This window comes from Rhizobacter sp. P2_G4 (assembly GCF_056403575.1).
Map to the genome: position 1 here is coordinate 19,718 of NZ_JBFUFG010000002.1, position 14,279 is coordinate 33,996.

The following is a 14,279-nucleotide window of genomic DNA, read 5'->3' on the forward strand; positions in this document are numbered from 1 at the left end:
GCTCCATCACGCACATGCTGTCTCGCCTGCCTGCCTTCGTATTCGCTTGTGCTGCCGCCGCTTCCGTTCCTCTGGCCCATGGTCAGAGTGCGTTGGCGAACGGCGATCCACTGGTCGAGGCACGTGAGACACGGGCCTGGCTGACGCGCATCCAGGATGCAGCCAACAAGCGCAACTTTGCCGGCACCGTGGTGGTCAGTGCCGGCGGTACGGTTGCCAGCACTCGCCTCGCCCACTATTGCGAGGGCCGCGATCAGTTCGAGCGCATTGACTCTCTCGATGGCCAAGTGCGCAATGTGTACCGACACAACGATGTCGTGCACACCGTCTGGCCACAGCGTCGTGTGGCCGTGGTCGAGCAACGCGATCAGATGAGTTCCTTTCCGGGTCTGCTGCAGGCCGGAAGCGATCACGTCCAAGACTTCTACGACCTCAAGCCAGTGGCCTTGGAGCGGGTGGCCGGGCACGAAGCGAACGTGCTGGTGCTGAGGCCGCGCGACAAGATGCGTTTCGGCTATCGCCTGTGGGCCGATAAAGCTACTGGCTTGCTCTTGCGCTCTGAAGTGCTCGGTGAGCATGGCGAAGTGCTGGAGTCATCGGCCTTCTCAGACGTGTCCATTGGCATCCGCGCGCAACCCGATAGCGTGCTCCAGGCGTTGAAGAAGCTTGATGGCTTCCGCATGATCAAGCCCGCGTTGGTGCCGACACAATTGGAGACGGAGGGCTGGACGCTCAAGGCGTCTGTGCCTGGCTTCAAGATGGTCAGCTGCGTCAAGCGCCCATTCGAAGGCGCGTCGCACGCGTCATCGGACGCCGCAGACCAGGCGTTGCAGACCGTTTACTCCGATGGCTTGACTTACGTCTCCATCTTCATCGAACCCTACAGCCCCGAACGCCACAGCCGACCGATGTTCACGACCATCGGCGCGACCCAGACCATGATGCGCCGTGAAGGCGATTGGTGGGTCACCGTGATGGGCGATGTACCGACTGCTACCTTGCGCCAATTTGCCAATGGGGTGGAACGCAAGAAGTAGCGGTTGAGCGACGAGCGAGGCATGCATCAGACCTCGCAACGTTGTCTCGATTCAGGGTTTCACAATCGAGGGGTTCGCATGCGTTCCAGCATTTCCATCGGGCCGAGGGCCTGGAGTGGCCCGCGCTCGCTGCAGCGAGTGGTAGCAGCCTTTGCGGCTGCGGGTGTAGTGGGCCTGACTGGAACGCTGTTGCCGCTCCCGAGCAAAGCGCAATCACGTGAGTTGCCTGACTTTGCCGATCTGGTCGAGCGTGTGGGCCCCGCTGTCGTCAACATCCGCACCACCGAGCGCGCGCCGGACGGACCGCGTACGCCCTTTCGCCGCCGCGCACCCGCGCTGCAAGGCAGCGACGAAGTGCCGCGTGGCGAGGGCTCGGGCTTCATCCTCAGCGCAGATGGCTATGTGATGACCAACGCGCACGTTGTCGAAGGCGCGACCGAGGTCTACGTCACCCTGACCGACAAGCGCGAGTTCAAAGCCAAGATCGTTGGTGCCGACGAGCGCACCGACGTGGCGCTGGTCAAGATCGAGGCCAGTGGGCTTCCCTTGCTGCGCATCGGCGACGTGAGCCGCTTGCGCGTGGGCGAGTGGGTCGTGGCCATTGGTTCGCCCTTCGGGCTCGACAACACCGTCACGGCAGGCATCGTGAGCGCCAAGCAGCGCGAGACAGGCTCCGATGTTCCGTTCATCCAGACCGATGTGGCGGTCAACCCCGGCAACTCGGGCGGCCCGTTGATCAACATTCGCGGTGAGGCGGTGGGGATCAATTCGCAGATCCTGAGCCCGGTAGGCAGCTTCGTTGGAATTTCCTTTGCGATCCCCATCGACGAGGCCATGCGCGTCGCTGATCAGCTCAAGGCAACGGGTCGCGTGGTGCGTGGCTACCTCGGCATTGCGCCGACCGATGTGCCGCGCGAACTGGCCGAGGAATATGGTTTGAACAAGGGCAAGGCCAAGGGCGCGTTTGTGCGCCAAGTCGTGCCCGGTGCGCCGGCCGACAAGGTCGGTATTCAACCGGGAGACGTGGTGCTCTCGGTCAACGGAAAACCTGTTGAAGGCGCAGTGGAACTTCGCCGCACCTTGGCTGCGTTGAAGCCTGGCTCGTCGGTGATCCTGCAGGTCAACCGCCGCGGAAAGTTGATGGAGTTCAGGCCCAATCTGGCCGAACTGAATCCTCAAGTGGCGGCGATCGATCGTCCGGAAATTGCCGACCAACGCACATCGGTTGTCGCTAAGGTATGGGGCCTCACCGTCGCCAATCTCACCGAGGCAGAGCGACAGGCTGCACGCGGCGTTGCGGGCGTTCGCGTGACGGCTGTCGCCGCAGGCGCCGAGGCTGTGGGTATGAGGGTGGGTGACGTGATTCTTGCAGTCGGAACCGACGACACGGCTGACACCAAGCAGTTCGACGCGGTGGTCTCCCGCCTCGACAAGACTCGCTCACTGCCTGTGACCGTGCTGCGAGGAGAGTGGGCCCAATTTCTGCGAATTCCCGTCGTCAAGTGACGCGCACGCCGATTGCTAGGAAACCGAGTCCCGTTTCAAGGGATTTGCACCAGAAAAAAATACCTGCAGCTTTCACATCTCTGGAAAGTCAGTGTGTGCACACATATGAAATTTGGATTCCGTCTTTTGCCGCCTACAATTGTTGATCGGTGAGGCTGTTTATCGTCACCATCGGCAACGAGTTTCAACGTTCCAAACTATCCCCAAGCTGCCCACAAGCATTTGTGGATAAACTGTTGACAGTTTTTCATGTTGGTGACTCGCAACGGCGTGAAATCAAGCAATGGCGCGGTTTGCAGCGAGGGGCTTTTGGCTACAATGAAAGCCCAACAAGCAGTTGCCATACGTTTTGTTGGAAGGCGCGTCAAAAGTTCGACGTGCCTTTTTTTTAGCCTCTTTTTAGTCTTTGCGCGACGCATCTCGCGCTCATCTTGTCTTGCGATTGAGAGCTTTTGCTGCGACGGTCGCGCCGTTGTCTCTACGCGAAGCCTCTCGCCAAGCATTTAGCGGTTTGCATGGATCACATCCGAAATTTCTCCATCATTGCCCACATCGATCACGGCAAATCCACGCTCGCCGATCGCTTGATTCAGCGCTGTGGCGGCTTGAGCGACCGCGAGATGGAAGCCCAGGTACTCGACTCGATGGACATCGAGCGCGAGCGCGGCATCACCATCAAGGCGCAAACTGCTGCGCTGACTTACATCGCCCGCGACGGCCAGACGTACCAGCTGAACCTGATCGATACGCCCGGGCACGTCGACTTCTCATACGAAGTGAGCCGCTCCTTGTCGGCCTGTGAAGGAGCCCTGCTGGTGGTCGATGCCAGCCAAGGTGTGGAGGCACAGACGGTTGCGAATTGCTACACCGCGCTCGACCTGGGTGTCGAAGTGGTGCCGGTGCTCAACAAGATGGATTTGCCCAACGCCGACCCGGCGAACGCGAAGGCGGAAATTGAAGATGTGATCGGCATCGACGCCGACAATGCCATTCCATGCAGCGCCAAGACCGGTGAGGGCATCGACGACATCCTTGAAGCGGTGATCACCCGCATGCCGGCGCCCAAAGGGAKGCCGAATGCGCCGTTGCGGGCGATGATCATCGACTCCTGGTTCGACAACTATGTCGGTGTCGTGATGCTGGTCCGCGTGGTCGATGGCGAGCTCAAGAAAGGCGAGCGCTTCAAGATGATGGCCAACGGCTCTGCTTATGCTGCAGAGCAATTGGGCGTGTTCACTCCCAAGTCGGTATCGCGCGATGCTCTGCGAGCTGGAGAAGTGGGTTTCGTGATTGCCGGCATCAAGGAGCTGCAGGTGGCCAAAGTGGGGGACACCCTCACGCTGGAAAAGAAGCTGCCCAACAATATGGGCTCGGCCAGTGAGGCGCTCCCTGGCTTCAAAGAAATCCAACCCCAGGTGTTCGCCGGCCTGTACCCCACCGAAGCGAGCGAGTACGACCAGCTTCGCGATGCGCTGGAGAAGCTCAAGCTCAACGATTCGTCACTGCGCTATGAGCCCGAGGTGTCACAGGCGCTGGGATTTGGATTTCGTTGCGGATTCCTTGGCCTTTTGCACATGGAGATCGTGCAGGAGCGCCTTGAGCGGGAGTTCGATCAAGACCTGATCACCACCGCGCCGTCGGTGGTGTATGAGGTGGAGTTGGGAGGCGGGGAGGTCATCAAGGTAGAGAACCCGTCGAAGATGCCCGACCTGGGTCGCATCAGCGAGATTCGCGAGCCCATCGTGACCGTGCATCTGTACATGCCACAGGATTACGTCGGCCCGGTGATGACCCTGGCCAACCTGAAGCGCGGCAACCAGCTCAACATGGCCTACCACGGCCGCCAGGTGATGCTCACGTATGAGATGCCGCTTGCCGAGATCGTGCTGGACTTCTTCGACAAGCTGAAGAGCGTGTCGCGCGGCTACGCGTCGATGGACTACGAATTCAAGGAGTACCGCGCCTCCGACGTGGTGAAGGTCGACATCCTGCTCAACGGCGATCGGGTCGACGCACTCTCAATCATCGTGCACCGGGTCCAAAGCCAGTACCGCGCGCGTGCCGTGGTGGCCAAGATGCGCGAGCTCATCTCGCGCCAGCAGTACGACGTGGCAGTGCAGGCCGCCATCGGCGCCAACATCATTGCGCGTGAGACAATCAAAGCGCTTCGTAAGAACGTCATTGCCAAGTGCTATGGCGGCGACATTTCCCGCAAGCGCAAGCTGCTCGAAAAACAAAAGGCTGGCAAGAAACGCATGAAGCAAATCGGCTCCGTCGAGGTGCCGCAGGAAGCGTTCCTGGCCATCCTCCAAGTGGACGATTGATGGGTTCTTTGACCGGTTTGCTGTATGCGTGCCTCGTGGTGTATCTGGGAGGCTGGTATGTGGGTAAATGGACAGGCAACTTCTCTCTGCTGCTGTTCATCCTGACCTTGGTGACGCTGGCCTACTGGCTGGCTGAGCGCTTCTACTTCGCCCCCGCCCGTCTCAGGGCTGCGAAGACGCTCGAACGGCACGACGCTGCGCGCCGAGAAGATCTCGCCAAGAAGGGCATCGCGAAGGTCGATGGCGATGTCGCGCAAGCCCGCGAAGCCTTGCTGATGCAACCCTGGTGGCTGGATTGGACGGCGGGTCTGTTCCCGGTCATCCTGGTTGTCTTTTTGCTGCGCTCGTTCCTGTTCGAGCCGTTCAAGATTCCATCGGGTTCCATGGTGCCCACGCTGCTCATCGGCGACCTGATCCTGGTCAACAAGTACCACTACGGTGTACGCCTGCCGGTCATCAACAAGAAGATCATCGAAATCAACGATCCGCAGCGCGGTGACGTGATGGTGTTCCGCTATCCGGCCAATCCCAGCGTCGATTACATCAAGCGGGTGGTGGGCGTGCCGGGTGATGAGGTGGCGTATCTGAATCAGAAGCTCTACCTCAACGGTAAGTTGGCCGAGACACAGCCACTGCCCGAGTTTTACGACGACGAGAGCACGCGGTACTTCAAGCAGTACAGCGAAAAGCTCGGACCGGTGGAGCACCGGATATTGGTGGACGTGCAAAGGCCGTCCTATATTCGACCGACCGACCCGTTCCCGTTCAAGGAAAACTGTCGCTACAGTGCCGAAGGGGTCACTTGCAAGGTGCCCGCAGGCCACTACTTCATGATGGGCGACAACCGCGACAACTCGGAAGACTCGCGCTTCTGGGGCTTCGTGCCGGACCAGAACATCGTCGGCAAGGCCTTTTTTGTCTGGATGAATTTCGGTAACCTCGGGCGCATTGGCGCTTTCCATTGATGAGCGCGACCCTTTGCAGATCAAAATATCAAGAGGAGCATGAGGCCATGACCGTTGAGTTTCACAAGAGGCGTTCCCAGCGGGGTGTCACCCTGTTCGGGCTGCTTTTTTGGGCCATCATCATTGGCTTCTTTGCTCTCGTGGGCTTGCGCGTATTGCCGACGGTGAACGAGTTTTTCACCATCAAGCGTGCGGTCGAGAAGATTTCAGCCAGTGGCGCCACCACCGTGCCTGAAATCCGCAACGCGTTTGAGAAGCAGAAGGAGATCGAGTACTCCATCGTTTCGATCACCGGCAAGGACCTTGAAATCACGAAGGTCAATGAGAAGGTGGTGATCTCCTTTGCCTACAACAAGGAAATCGAACTGATGAGCCCCGTCTTCTTGTTGATCAAGTACGAAGGGCGTTCGAGGTAAGGCCGTGGCCTGATTCGAATCGACGATCCATGGACGCCCGCCTCGCCGCCCTCCAGCAACGCCTCGGTCATCGGTTTGCCGATCCCGAGCTGCTGAGCCGCGCGGTGACGCACCGCAGTTTCGGGGCCGACCACAACGAACGTCTCGAGTTTCTGGGCGACGCGGTCTTGAGCTTGGCCATCAGCGCTCTGCTGTTCGAACGTTTTGGTGGTTCTGACGAAGGCGATCTGACCCGGGTTCGTGCCCACCTTGTGCGTGAAGACACCTTGCACCGTGTGGCCGTCGTGATCGGCCTGCCCGAGGTCTTGCGTTTGAGCGAAGGCGAAGCGCGTGGCGGTGGCGCGCAGCGTCCGTCCATCCTCGCTGACGCGTTGGAAGCCATCATCGGTGCAACCTTTCTTGACGGCGGCTTCGAGCCTGCGCGTGCGCTGGTTCAGCATCTGTTCGGCGAGGTCATCGCTACCACCGACATCGACAGCTGGACCAAGGACGCGAAGACCGAACTGCAGGAATGGCTGCAAGCGCGCCGCCTGCCCGTGCCCAGCTACCGCATTGCCAGTACCCGGGGCCAGGCCCACGCACAGACCTTCGAGGTGGAATGCGCTGTTCCCGCATTGAGCCTCACCGAAACCGGCGAAGGCCGTTCGCGTCGCGTAGCGGAGCAAGAAGCCGCACACCGCATGCTGGTGGCCTTGAAGGCCAGCGACGACAAGCCCGACAGCGCGCTGCGTTCGTGATCCCATGACCGAAAACCAGGTGCCGGACGGCTCGGCCACCCCCAACAACCTGCGCTGCGGCCTCGTGGCCATCGTCGGGCGGCCCAACGTGGGCAAGTCGACGCTGCTCAACGCGCTGGTGGGCCAGAAGGTCAGCATCACCTCGGCCAAGGCTCAGACCACGCGCCACCGCATCACGGGCATCCGCACGGTGGACGATACGCAGTTCGTTTTCGTTGACACGCCTGGCTTCCAGACGAAGCACAGCGCGCCCCTCAATCGCAACCTCAATCGCACCGTGCAAGGTGTGCTCGGTGACGTGGATGTGGTGCTGTTCGTCGTCGAGGCAGGGCGTTTCGGGCTGGACGATGCCAAGGTGCTGGCGCTGATGCCCTCCGACAAGCCGGTGATCCTGGTCGCCAACAAGCTCGACGCCGTGCACCGCCGAGCCGATCTCGTGCCCTGGTTGAAGGGCATGCAAGACCGCCATGCCTTCGCTGAGTTCGTGCCGCTCACGGCCAAGAAAGACGCTGACGTGCAGCGCCTGCTCGACATCGTCAAACCCTATTTGCCCCAGCAGTCGTGGTTCTACGACGAAGATGCGCTGACCGACCGCAGCGATCGCTTCCTTGCCAGCGAACTCATCCGCGAGAAGCTCTTTCGCTTGACCGGCGATGAGTTGCCCTACACATCCACCGTCGTGATCGACAAGTTCGAGGAAGAGGGCAACCTGCGCCGCATCGCCGCCACCATCATCGTCGAGCGCGACGCCCACAAGGGCATGGTCATCGGCAACGAGGGCGAGCGCCTCAAACGCATCGGCTCCGAAGCCCGGCAGGAGCTGGAGCGTTTGATGCACGCCAAGGTTTTCCTCGAAGTGTGGGTCAAGGTGCGCTCCGGCTGGGCCGACAACGAAGAGCATTTGCGCAGCTACGGCTACGAGTAGATGGCCACGCGGGTCACACGCGCACCAGCCACGCTGACTGCTTTCGTGCTCCACCGATATGACTGGAGCGAATCGAGCCTGATTCTCGATCTCTTCACACGCGAGCAAGGGCGTCTGGGCGTGATCGCCAAAGGCGCCAAGCGACCATATTCGCAGCTGCGTTCGGTGCTGCTGCCGTTTCAGCGCATCCAGGTGTCGCTCGGGCGAGCACCCAAGACCGACTCGACCGGTGAACCGACCAGCGAAGTGCAAACCCTGCGCGCCGCCGAATGGGCAGGTGGCAGTGCGATGCTCACCGGGGCCGCACTGTTCAGTGGGTTCTACCTGAACGAGCTGCTGATGAAGCTGCTGGCTCGCAGCGACTCCCATCCAGCCCTGTTCGACATCTACGCCGGCACCTTGTCGGCCTTGGGCAGCAACGACGAGGCTGCGCTGCGTGCGTTCGAGGTGTCGCTGCTCAAGCAGATCGGCCTGCTGCCGGACCTGAGCCTGGTCACCTTGACGCAAGAAGCCGTTCGCGGCGAGCACCGCTACGCCCTGTTGGCCGAGGCCGGAGTCGGTGCTCCGCGTGCCACCGACCCTGCGTTGCCCGGCAGCGTGTTGATCGGCCTGCAGGCCGCCCTGGAGCATGGCAGCGTGCCCGCATTGCAGCAGGCCTGTGCCCTTGCTCTGCCAGAGCTCAAAGCGGCGTTGCGCGGCTTGCTTCACTATCATCTCGGTTCGCCTGTGTTGCGCACGCGCCAGGTCATGCTCGACGTGCAAGCCCTCGACCGATGAATCGCCTGCCATGAACCCATTGCTCATCACCGGACTGGACGCCCACCGAGGTTTCACCTCCTTGTCTGTCAACGTGAACCTGGTGGCGCAGATTCGCAACCGGCGCCCGCTGGACTTTCCCAGCGTCACGCGCATGGCGACCCTGGCGCTGGAGGCGGGCGCCCACGGCATCACCATCCACCCACGTCCGGACCAGCGCCACATCCGCACCCACGACGTGCACGACCTGTCCGAGCTGATGAAGCAGTGGCCGCAGGCCGAGTTCAACATCGAGGGCAACCCGCTGCAGAACCTGATGGCGCTGCTGCGCGAACTCGCTGCGAAAGGCCAGGCTCCGCAGCAATGCACCTTCGTGCCTGACGATGAATCACAGCCCACCTCTGACCACGGCTGGCGCTTCCCGCAAGACGCTGCACAGCTGGCGCCTTTGATTGCAGAAGCGAAGGCGCTCGGCATTCGCGTCAGCCTGTTCATGGATCCGCAGCCCGAGGCGATGATCGCCGCGCGTCAGGTCGGCGCCGACCGCGTGGAGCTCTACACCGAGAGCTACGCGCGCGCCCACGGCACGCCTGACGAACCCGCCGTCCGGGCCGCGTTCGCCGTGACGGCCGAGGCAGCCCTGCGTGAAGGCCTGGGCATCAATGCCGGGCATGACCTGAACCGCGCGAATCTCGCGGACTTTCTGCGTGGCGTGCCGGGCGTCCAAGAGGTGTCGATCGGCCACGCGCTGATCTCCGACACGCTGGAGCTCGGCATGACGGAAACGGTGCGCGCCTACCTCCGCTGCATCCACGAAGCCGTCGCATGATCTACGGCATCGGCACCGACATCTGCGATGTGCGCCGCATTGCCGCCACATACGCCCGCCGCGGTGAGCGCTTCGCCGAGAAGGTGCTCGGCCCGCACGAGATCGAGGTGTTTCGCTACCGGCTCGCCAAGGTCGAGGCACGCGGGATCAGCTACCTTGCCACACGTTTCTCTGCCAAGGAGGCCTTCTCCAAGGCGATCGGTCTCGGGCTTCGCATGCCGATGACCTGGCGTGCGTGCGAGTTGGTGAAGGCGCAGAGCGGCAAGCCTGAGATTCGTCTGCACGGCGCGCTGGCCGAATGGTTCGCCGCCCGCCGTTTGCTCGCCCATGTGACGGTGTCCGACGAGACCGATTACGCAGCCGCTTTCGTGGTGGTTGAAACCCAAGACCAACGATGAACGACATCCAACATTCGCCAGTGATCCTCGACATCGCAGGTACCGCGCTGACCGACGACGACCGCCGCCGCCTGCAGCACCCACTGACTGGCGGGCTGATCTTCTTCACACGCAACTGGGTCAATCGGCAGCAGATTACCGAGATCACCGCGGAGGTCAAATCCATCCGCCCCGATCTGCTGATCACCATCGACCACGAAGGCGGTCGTGTCCAACGCTTTCGCACCGACGGTTTCACCCACCTCCCGGCCATGCGTCGGCTCGGCGAGCTGTGGATGGAAGACGCGATGCGCGCCACTGACGCCGCCAGTGCGTGCGGCTACGTGCTCGGCGCCGAGCTGCGTGCCTGCGGCATCGACCTGAGCTACACACCGGTGGTCGACCTCGATCACCGCCGCAGCGAGGTGGTGGGTGACCGCGCCTTCCACCGCGACCCGCGCGTTGCCACCTTGCTGGCCAAGAGCATGATGCATGGCCTGCTGAGCGCTGGCATGGCGAATTGCGGCAAGCACTTCCCCGCGCACGGGTACGCGATTGCTGACTCCCACGTGGCACGCGCCGTCGACGACCGCTCGCTGAAAGCCATCCTCGCCGAGGATGCGCGGCCCTACGACTGGCTGACCACCACGCTCACCTGCGTGATGCCGGCCCACGTGACCTTTCCCAAAGTCGACGCGCTGCCAGCCGGCTTCTCGGCCCGTTGGCTGAAGGACATCCTGCGTGGCCAAATCGGCTACACCGGCGCCATCTGCTGCGACGACCTCAGTATGGAAGGTGCGCGCATTGCCGGCAGCGCCGTCGAAGGTGGCATCGCTGCCCTCAACGCAGGCTGCGATTTGGTGCTGCTGTGCAACCAATCCAAGGTCGATGGCGGCAAGCCGGTCGATGCGCTGCTCGATGGCTTGCAGCAGGCGCTCGAGCGCGGCGAATGGCAAGCCGACGCCGACAGCGAAGCACGCCGCATCGACCTGTTGCCGCAGACCGCGCCGCTCACCTGGGATGAGCTGATGCACCACCCGGCCTATCAGCTCGCGCTGGAACGCCTGCCGTAGAGTCGTCTGTGCTGGAATGAAAAAGGGCGCACCGTGGTGCGCCCTTTTCGTTGGATGAAGCCCCGTTCTTCAGGCCTGAGGTTGCGAGCCGCCTTGTGCGGTCTCGAATGGCAGCTTGATCTGAGACAGATCCTTGCGAGTCTCCACCAGCACCAGCGGACCTTCATCCACTGCTTCCAGTGGCTTGGGCTCGCGTGGCACATGCACTGGCTTGGGCTCACGCGCCATCGCTTCTTGCACTGCACGGATCTTCTCGGCGTCCGAGTTCACCCATTGCAAGCCGGCGGATTCGGCTACCGACTGCAGTTGCTCGGTCGGCAGCACAAAAGGTGCGTGAACTGCTTCGGGTGCGGGAGCTACCGCAACGGGAGCGGGCGGCGCGGCCGTCACCACGGGCGCGGACACCGGTGCCGGGGTCGGTTCCGGTTGTGCTTCAGCCAGCGTGGCTGGAACCGGCTCGGCTTCGGCAGCAATCACCGGCTCCGCGGTTTCGACCTGCGCCGCGATCACGGCACGCGGCTCGTCCACTGCGATGTCAGCGGTTTGACCATCAACAGCTGAGGCGTCGACAGCTGCCGTGCCTTCTGCACCTTCCTCGCGACGCTGGCGGTCACGACCCCGGCCACGGCCACGGCGACGACCGTCGCGCTCACCACGTTCCGCGCCTTCGGCTGCCGGTACAGCGCCCTCTGCGTCAGCCGTCACCGGCTCAGCTGATTCATTCGCGGTTTCGAGCGGCAGGGCTGGCTGTGCGGTGTCGTCGGTCGATACCGCTTCTGCGGTTTCGCCTTGACGGGTCTCGTCACGGTCACGCCCGCCACGTCCGCCACGGCGGTTGCGGCGGCGGCCGGTGCGTTCGCCCTGGGCTTCAGCAGTGGCGGTTTCTGGGGCGTCGCCACCCGGCACCGTGTCGACGAAGGCGCGCACCTGCGTCGCCTCGTCGGTCACCGTCTCTGGAGCGGGCTGGCGGCGCGGCTCACCACGCTCGGGGCGCGGGCCACGGCGCCCTTCCTGGCGTGGTTCGCCGCGGCCTTCGGCTGGCGGCGCATCGCTGCGTGCTTCCTGGCGGCGGCTGCGGTCTTCGCTGCGGGCTGGCGCCTCTGCGCTGACTTCTTCCGGCTTGTCACCACGCTCGTTGCGACGGCCACGGCCATCACGGCCGCCGCTGCGCTCACCACCGCGTTCTGCACGTTCGCCGCCGCGCTCGCCACGGCCACCGCGACCGTCACGGCCGCCTTGACCACCACGGCCACCGCGACCATTGCGGTCACCGCGACCTTCGCCACGTTCCTGCTTGTCGGTCGCTGGCGCCTTGACGGCTGGCTCAGCGATCACCGGTGCGGGCTGTTCGCTCGTGCCGAAGAGTTTCTTCACCCATGAAAAGAAGCCACCACCCGACGAGACAGGCGCTGCCGCCGCCACGGGCGCAGCGACCGGTGTCGGCGCAGCCACAACCGGCTCAGGCTTGGGCACGACGATGGGTGCGGGCGTCTCGGGCAGGATGCCCTTGATCACCGGCTCCTGCTTGGCCTTGGTCTTCTCTCGGCGGGTGATGCCAACTTCATCGTCCGGCTCCTCGATCATCGAGTAGCTGACCTGCAGGTTCTCGAGACGCGGGTCGTCGTGGCGCAGGCGCTCCAGGCGGTAGTTCGGTGTTTCCAGGTGCTTGTTCGGCACCAGCAGCACGGTGATGCGCTGCTTCAGTTCGATCTTGGTAATTTCGGTGCGCTTCTCGTTCAGCAGGAACGAGGTCACCTCCACCGGTACCTGCACGTGCACGGCGGCGGTGTTGTCCTTCATCGACTCTTCCTGGACCATGCGCAGGATCTGCAGTGCGCTCGATTCGGTGTCGCGGATGTGGCCAGTGCCGTTGCAGCGCGGGCAGGTGATGTGGCTGCCTTCGCTCAATGCCGGACGCAGGCGCTGGCGGCTCAGTTCGAGCAGGCCGAACTTGCTGATCGAGCTGAACTGCACGCGGGCGCGGTCTTGGCGCAGCGCGTCGCGCAGGCGGTTCTCCACGTCGCGGCGGTTCTTCGACTCTTCCATGTCGATGAAGTCGACCACGATCAGGCCGCCCAGGTCGCGCAGCCGCATCTGGCGCGCGATTTCGTCGGCGGCTTCGAGGTTGGTGCGGGTGGCGGTTTCTTCGATGTCGGAGCCGCGCGTCGAGCGGGCCGAGTTCACGTCGACCGAGACCAAGGCTTCGGTGTGGTCGATCACGATGGCGCCGCCCGAAGGCAGGTTCACCGTGCGCGAGAACGCGGTCTCGATTTGGTGTTCGATCTGGAAGCGGCTGAACAGCGGCGCGTCGTCGCGGTAGCGCTTGACCTTCGATGCCGACTCCGGCATCACATGGCTCATGAACTGCTGCGCCTGGTCGTAGATGTCGTCGGTGTCGATCAGGATCTCGCCGACGTCGGCGGTGAAGTAATCGCGGATCGCGCGGATCACCAGTGACGATTCCTGGTAGATCAGGAAGGCGCCCTTGCCAGCCTGTGCTGCGCCATCGAKGGCGCTCCACAGCTTGAGCATGTAGTTCAGGTCCCACTGCAGCTCGGGCGCGGTGCGGCCGATGCCAGCCGTGCGGGCGATCAGGCTCATGCCCTTGGGGTACTCGAGCTGGTCGAGGTTTTCCTTCAGCTCTTCGCGGTCTTCGCCCTCGATGCGGCGCGACACGCCACCGCCACGGGGGTTGTTGGGCATCAGCACCAGGTAACGGCCGGCCAGCGAGACCATGGTGGTCAGTGCTGCGCCCTTGTTGCCGCGCTCTTCCTTCTCGACCTGCACGAGCAGCTGGTCGCCTTCCTTGATGGCGTCTTGAATGCGTGCGGTCCGCACGTCCACGCCTTCACGAAAGTAGTTGCGCGAGATTTCCTTGAACGGCAGGAAGCCGTGGCGGTCTTCGCCGTAGTCGACGAAACAGGCTTCGAGCGACGGCTCGACGCGGGTCACGACCGCCTTGTAGATATTGCCCTTGCGTTGCTCTCGGCCTTCGATTTCGGTTTCGAAGTCCATCAGCTTTTGACCATCGACGATGGCCAGGCGACGTTCTTCTTGCTGCGTCGCGTTGATCAGCATGCGTTTCATGTGCGCTCCTTGGTCGCCTCCTCCGCTGTGTGCGGTAGGGGCAACTCACTCAACATGCCGCCACTGAAAAATCAGGGGCGACTCATCGATGCACGAGAAACGTGAATGAACCGGAAGGAATCGCCCTGGACTGCGGTGACGGGGTGCCGATCAGTGGATCGGTGGCCCGTCTGGCAGCGTTGGCGCATGCGTGGCAGTGGGCACAGTGGTGGGCCGTGAGGCTCGTGTTCGGGACCGAGCCACGGCG

Annotated in this window: 12 protein-coding genes; 11 read left to right on the top strand and 1 reads right to left on the bottom strand. The window is 62.8% G+C overall.

The window, feature by feature from the left end:
- Positions 1–14: 14 nt before the first annotated feature.
- The 11 genes from AC1DYS_RS06720 to nagZ all read left to right on the top strand — a co-directional run bounded on the left by AC1DYS_RS06720 (position 15) and on the right by nagZ (position 10,945).
- The gene (locus AC1DYS_RS06720; RefSeq protein ID WP_477897347.1) at positions 15–1,037 is read left to right on the top strand and encodes a MucB/RseB C-terminal domain-containing protein; all 1,023 of its coding nucleotides are present in this window, start codon (positions 15–17) and stop codon (positions 1,035–1,037) included.
- Positions 1,038–1,115: 78 nt separating this feature from the next.
- Complete coding sequence (locus AC1DYS_RS06725) at positions 1,116–2,543, top strand: Do family serine endopeptidase (RefSeq protein WP_477897349.1); 1,428 nt, start codon at positions 1,116–1,118, stop codon at positions 2,541–2,543.
- Between the two features lie 515 nt (positions 2,544–3,058).
- The gene (gene lepA, locus AC1DYS_RS06730; protein ID WP_477897351.1) at positions 3,059–4,867 is read left to right on the top strand and encodes a translation elongation factor 4; all 1,809 of its coding nucleotides are present in this window, start codon (positions 3,059–3,061) and stop codon (positions 4,865–4,867) included.
- Positions 4,867–5,832, top strand: a complete 966-nt coding sequence (gene lepB / locus AC1DYS_RS06735) for a signal peptidase I (protein WP_477897353.1) — start codon at positions 4,867–4,869, stop codon at positions 5,830–5,832. The genes lepA and lepB overlap by 1 nt, the downstream gene beginning before the upstream one ends.
- Positions 5,833–5,879: 47 nt before the next feature.
- The gene (locus AC1DYS_RS06740; RefSeq protein ID WP_477897355.1) at positions 5,880–6,248 is read left to right on the top strand and encodes a DUF4845 domain-containing protein; all 369 of its coding nucleotides are present in this window, start codon (positions 5,880–5,882) and stop codon (positions 6,246–6,248) included.
- A gap of 29 nt (positions 6,249–6,277) precedes the next feature.
- A complete protein-coding gene (gene rnc / locus AC1DYS_RS06745; RefSeq protein ID WP_477897357.1) occupies positions 6,278–6,985 on the top strand; it encodes a ribonuclease III in 708 nt (235 codons plus the stop codon).
- Positions 6,986–6,989: 4 nt separating this feature from the next.
- Complete coding sequence (gene era / locus AC1DYS_RS06750; protein WP_477897359.1) at positions 6,990–7,910, top strand: GTPase Era; 921 nt, start codon at positions 6,990–6,992, stop codon at positions 7,908–7,910.
- Complete coding sequence (gene recO, locus AC1DYS_RS06755) at positions 7,911–8,687, top strand: DNA repair protein RecO (RefSeq protein ID WP_477897361.1); 777 nt, start codon at positions 7,911–7,913, stop codon at positions 8,685–8,687.
- Positions 8,688–8,697: 10 nt separating this feature from the next.
- A complete protein-coding gene (locus tag AC1DYS_RS06760; RefSeq protein ID WP_477897363.1) occupies positions 8,698–9,495 on the top strand; it encodes a pyridoxine 5'-phosphate synthase in 798 nt (265 codons plus the stop codon).
- On the top strand, positions 9,492–9,893 hold the full coding sequence (gene acpS, locus AC1DYS_RS06765; protein ID WP_477897365.1) for a holo-ACP synthase: 402 nt from the start codon (positions 9,492–9,494) through the stop codon (positions 9,891–9,893). The genes AC1DYS_RS06760 and acpS overlap by 4 nt, the downstream gene beginning before the upstream one ends.
- Positions 9,890–10,945 carry a beta-N-acetylhexosaminidase gene (gene nagZ, locus AC1DYS_RS06770; RefSeq protein WP_477897367.1) on the top strand — a complete coding sequence of 352 codons (1,056 nt, stop codon included), beginning with the start codon at positions 9,890–9,892 and terminating at the stop codon, positions 10,943–10,945. The genes acpS and nagZ overlap by 4 nt, the downstream gene beginning before the upstream one ends.
- A gap of 69 nt (positions 10,946–11,014) precedes the next feature.
- Here nagZ and AC1DYS_RS06775 read toward each other — a convergent pair whose 3' ends face one another.
- Positions 11,015–14,032, bottom strand: a complete 3,018-nt coding sequence (locus AC1DYS_RS06775) for an Rne/Rng family ribonuclease (protein WP_477897369.1) — start codon at positions 14,030–14,032, stop codon at positions 11,015–11,017.
- Positions 14,033–14,279: the final 247 nt, after the last annotated feature.

Bases quoted from the DNA above. Each gene is read 5' to 3' on its own strand.
- nagZ (WP_477897367.1), top strand. From the start codon at position 9,890: ATGAACGACATCCAACATTCGCCAGTGATCCTCGACATCGCAGGTACC.
- AC1DYS_RS06725 (WP_477897349.1), top strand. From the start codon at position 1,116: ATGCGTTCCAGCATTTCCATCGGGCCGAGGGCCTGGAGTGGCCCGCGC.
- recO (WP_477897361.1), top strand. From the start codon at position 7,911: ATGGCCACGCGGGTCACACGCGCACCAGCCACGCTGACTGCTTTCGTG.
- AC1DYS_RS06760 (WP_477897363.1), top strand. From the start codon at position 8,698: ATGAACCCATTGCTCATCACCGGACTGGACGCCCACCGAGGTTTCACC.
- acpS (WP_477897365.1), top strand. From the start codon at position 9,492: ATGATCTACGGCATCGGCACCGACATCTGCGATGTGCGCCGCATTGCC.
- lepB (WP_477897353.1), top strand. From the start codon at position 4,867: ATGGGTTCTTTGACCGGTTTGCTGTATGCGTGCCTCGTGGTGTATCTG.
- era (WP_477897359.1), top strand. From the start codon at position 6,990: ATGACCGAAAACCAGGTGCCGGACGGCTCGGCCACCCCCAACAACCTG.
- rnc (WP_477897357.1), top strand. From the start codon at position 6,278: ATGGACGCCCGCCTCGCCGCCCTCCAGCAACGCCTCGGTCATCGGTTT.
- AC1DYS_RS06740 (WP_477897355.1), top strand. From the start codon at position 5,880: ATGACCGTTGAGTTTCACAAGAGGCGTTCCCAGCGGGGTGTCACCCTG.
- AC1DYS_RS06720 (WP_477897347.1), top strand. From the start codon at position 15: ATGCTGTCTCGCCTGCCTGCCTTCGTATTCGCTTGTGCTGCCGCCGCT.